This window comes from uncultured Caballeronia sp. (assembly GCF_964243625.1).
Classification (GTDB): domain Bacteria; phylum Pseudomonadota; class Gammaproteobacteria; order Burkholderiales; family Burkholderiaceae; genus Caballeronia.
In genome coordinates, this window is record NZ_CAXTGZ010000750.1 from 1 (window position 1) to 2700 (window position 2700).

A 2700-nucleotide genomic window follows, 5' to 3' on the forward strand; every position below is an offset into this window, starting at 1 on the left:
ACTCACACGGAAGTTGGTTTGATTCGTTGAACACAGCGAACCCCTTCTCGGTTGTATACGCGACCGGCTTCGGTCACACGCGCAGATATCCCAATCGCGCCCACGTCAAAAAAACACTCTTCGGCGGGCGTTTGGCATCAGGCGGGAACACATTACAGGCACCGTCGCCTTGACAGAATAAAAAATTGCAAACAAGTCTGCCAATTGCAATGCCTCGACGCAGACATAGCGCCTCTGATTCGAGCGCGCGCGACTGCCTCGTATCGCCCGAACAGGCGCTGATGCAATTATCAGAAGCAATCTTTCCACAATAAATCCGAAGGACCTTTCAGCCTTTTCCATTTGCTTCTCCTTCAAACTCGGCTCTGATTAATGGTCGAGGGACGTTCCCGTTTTCCACTTCAAACGTAGTTCCCAAGGAGTGCGGTCCCCTCGCGCAATCCGTAAAGGGGTATCGCGACAACGTGTCCATCGTTACTAGGGCGTGGATTTTTTATGCGAATTGATAACTCATGACACTAGCGTCCTCACATCGATTACCCATCGAAGGAATCTTAGGGTAGGGATTTGGATCGGTGCGTTTGGTTATCGAACGCACAAATGCATGGCTACGTGGCTTTCTGCTGTTTCGTATTCAGTTTGAGCATCGCGCCATCGGCCGGGCGTATATTTTCCCTGGCTGTTGCCTCAGTTCCCAACGGCACCTGGCTGATAGCCGTTCTTTTCAAGCGCTTTCAGCTCAGCGTTCTTCCGAGCGCGTGCCGCCTTGCGATCAGCTTTGCTCTGAGCCTTTTGCATCTGCTTTGGCGTTGACGCGGCGGCGCCCGGGGTGATTTGCGCGAAGCTCAAAGTGGGTAAGTCCGTGATCAGCACCGATGCCGCGACTGCAATACAAGCCTTTCCGAGACGTTTCATGTCAGCATTCTCCATGGGGGAAATTTTTAATTTCAATACGTATAAAACGAAACTGATGGGCTTACGCACCCATTAGTTTTATGTTTTCAATTTGTACCCTCCAAGTGCAGGAATCGTGACTTGAAGAGGTCGTCGTGCCATTGCGGCATATGCGTCTGCGCAGCCGATGCGCATGCTTAAAACAAGTGCTTAATGCCGGCGGACACCACAAGCTGCTTGTTAGTTGGCGATGGAGACAGGTAACCAATTTCCGCTACGGCCGGACGCCCGAGCGAATCCGTGCCGTTAGCGTGTTGATAGGCGCCTAACACGTAGACGTCTGTACTTTTCGACAAAAAGTAATCGACGCCAAGGTTAAATTGCTGATATTTCGACCCGCTGTTGTCGTTGACCCTACCGCCCCTCGAAAGGTCATATGCTGCACCCAGACGCGAGGAAGGCGTGAGTTGATAACGCAAGCTAACCTCGTAGTTGTTAAACGTGGCCGTTCCGCTGTAATGCAATGTATTTAGGACCCCCTCTTCCCCGAGGTTACGGAATTGCGTGTTTGAGTACGTGACGCCCACTCTTGCCGGTCCGATCGCGTAAAGTGCCGCTGCCGTCACTATCTGGGTGGTTCCAGCTGAAGCGAATCCAGCAATCACCCCATTGAATGAAGCTGACGTTGCGGACCCGAATGAGCCTAGGTTGTTCGCCGTGGCCAATGCGTTGACATTAGTCCCGTAAAGGGAGCTATTTGGGTCCCGGGAATTAAGGATCGACGCCCCAACCGTGATTGGTCCACCGCTGTAACCAAGTCCGGCGGACCAAACCTGATTTTCGCCAACGCTGCCGGCCACGCCCCCTAGGCTGTACATCCCTCCGAAGTTGAAGCCGGCAAAAGATGGGGAGACATATTTGACAGCGTTGATCGTTCGCCTAATGTTGAGATTATCGTAATCTGCAGGATGAATAGCGATGTTTCCCCAAAGCCACGCATAAGCTAATGGGGCGGTAAAGTCGATGGCGGAATTGCCTTGTCGTCCGATGGTAACCGTTCCATAGGGATTGGAAAGACCTACTATGGCAAGGCGTCCGAACTCGGCGCCCCCCTGCAGCGAGGATCCATTGTTCACATTGAACCCATTTTCCAATTGAAATATCGCTTTCCAGCCATCGCCTAAGTCTTCCTTCCCCTGGAGTCCCCATCGACTAGAGGACAAGCCCGTCGATCCACTGTCAAGTTGAGCAACTTGACGTCCTCCAACCGAGTCCCCGTGACTAGGTGTAGCCGCTGTCTGGACGTCGTTTGCGTAGGTAATGTCCGCCGTTACCACTCCGTAAAGGGTAACGTTACTCTGAGCGTGTGCGCTGGAAATGCAAATTCCGAGCAGCGCCGCGACTGGAACTGTCTTTTTCATTTCCCTTACCCTGTAGTAAATAAGTTGGAAAGCCTTATCCCGAATTAAAGATAGGATCGGGACATGCTTCATTAGTTGTTAAAAGACAACGAAGAACCGCAACTTTGATCTCAGCGACCAGTTTACGATCATAGGAATACTAATTAAATTCGTTAATTTTTACGCCGTATTCGATAGTACTTTTGCAAAGCCTATGAACCCTGGAATGGCCTTTCCGTTTAGATCAAGCTATAGGTGTTCCGACAGCCCGAATACAACTCCCTAAGAAACAAACGTTCACGTCATATTTAGTTAGATTATTTCCGACTCTAGGTCGCTAGGTATCCTCAAGTTCGAATCTGCAACTTCTCCCCACCACGAGAGTTATTCTATCCAAGTCAAAATA

General features: G+C 50.8%; 2 protein-coding genes. Both read right to left on the minus strand.

Annotated elements, in window-relative coordinates:
* Positions 1 to 687: 687 nt before the first annotated feature.
* Entirely contained in the window at positions 688 to 984 is a 297-nt protein-coding gene (locus tag ACFFAR_RS30340) for a DUF4148 domain-containing protein (protein WP_375509129.1), read from the minus strand.
* Positions 985 to 1091: 107 nt separating this feature from the next.
* Positions 1092 to 2315, minus strand: coding sequence for a porin (locus ACFFAR_RS30345; RefSeq protein ID WP_375509130.1), 1224 nt, complete (start codon positions 2313 to 2315; stop codon positions 1092 to 1094).
* Between the last annotated feature and the right edge of the window lie 385 nt (positions 2316 to 2700).

Coding starts and splice junctions, on each gene's coding strand:
- ACFFAR_RS30345 (WP_375509130.1), bottom strand. CDS start 2,315: ATGAAAAAGACAGTTCCAGTCGCGGCGCTGCTCGGAATTTGCATTTCC.